The organism is Thermogutta sp. (assembly GCF_014359955.1).
Lineage (GTDB): Bacteria > Planctomycetota > Planctomycetia > Pirellulales > Thermoguttaceae > Thermogutta.
Genome location: NZ_JACIYL010001098.1, coordinates 1 through 1,061, shown reverse-complemented (window position 1 = coordinate 1,061; position 1,061 = coordinate 1). Strand labels below are relative to the sequence as shown.

General features: G+C 61.6%; 2 protein-coding genes. One reads left to right on the top strand and one right to left on the bottom strand.

Going from position 1 to position 1,061, the window contains the following annotated elements:
• Nucleotides 1–480, top strand: a 480-nt coding sequence (locus H5U08_RS19635; RefSeq protein WP_297037119.1) for a hypothetical protein, incomplete at its 5' end; no start/stop codon positions are given.
• A gap of 39 nt (nucleotides 481–519) precedes the next feature.
• Here the strand turns inward: H5U08_RS19635 and H5U08_RS19630 are convergent.
• The coding region (locus tag H5U08_RS19630; protein WP_297037116.1) for a hypothetical protein at nucleotides 520–1,061 on the bottom strand (542 nt) is incomplete at its 5' end.

Genomic DNA, 1,061 nt, shown 5'->3' with positions numbered 1-1,061 from the left:
GATCAAACGCAGGGGGATTCGGTAACGGTCTATCTTCTTGCCGGGTGGTCCCGTGATATTGCGGTCCACACTCCGGACGCCTGCTATCCCGGGGCCGGATTCGTGATGGAAACGTCTCCGCAACCATTCACCGTCAGCTATTCTGCGCAGGAGTCAGGGGGACCGACCCGCCAGGCGGAGTTCATGACCGCCGTTTTCACCAAAAGCGAGCCCACCGGGGTGACGCGGCTGCGCGTGTTCTGGAGCTGGAGTGACGGCCGCGGTTGGCGGGCACCTCGTTTTCCGCGATGGATGTACGGCGGACGCCGTCCGCTCGTCAAACTTTACCTGGTGGCCGAGTCGCCCCTGGGGCAATTACCCCATCAAAGTCCGGCTCTCCGATTCGCGGCGGTCCTTTTGCCCGTCCTCGACGCCCGATTGCAGGAAGCCCTCTCCGGCGGGATGCTCGCGCACGATGCCGCCAGGGTCAATTCACACTGATCGGCGCGGTTCTGCCGTGGAATCCTTTTTGCGGACAGATCAGAAGTCGAAGCGCTTTTTCTGACCTGGCCCGGTGAGTTCGATCCACTCCACCTCGGCTTCCCGACAGCCCTCCGGCAGGTAGATTCGCACAATACCGATGGGTTTTGTCCACGGAACTTCCACGACCACCGTTTGTGGGCCAGCGGAGGTCATCTCATATGGCACGGGAGCCGGCCGTTCTCCGGAGGGAGGAAGCCATTCCACCTTGCCGGAAAGTTTTCCTTGAGAGTCGGTGGCGGTTCGCAGCACTTTGAGGTGAAACGCGACCTGCAACGGGCCGCGCTGCTGTCCCACTGCATACCCCAGAAATGGCGAAGCGGCCGTGGCCGTCAAATGGAGCTTTCCCTCCCGGATTTCGGCCTGGCAGTTGCGGGCCTTCCAGCCGAGAAGCGGGTCCTTGGCGGCCTCGCCTCGGTAATCAGGGTTCTGCCGCGGAATAACCGCTTCGGTGTCCGCCAGGTACTTTTCGAGTTTGATGCGGAGGGCGGCAACGCGTTCCGGATACTTGTCAGCCAGATTGTGATTTTCCCCGATATCCT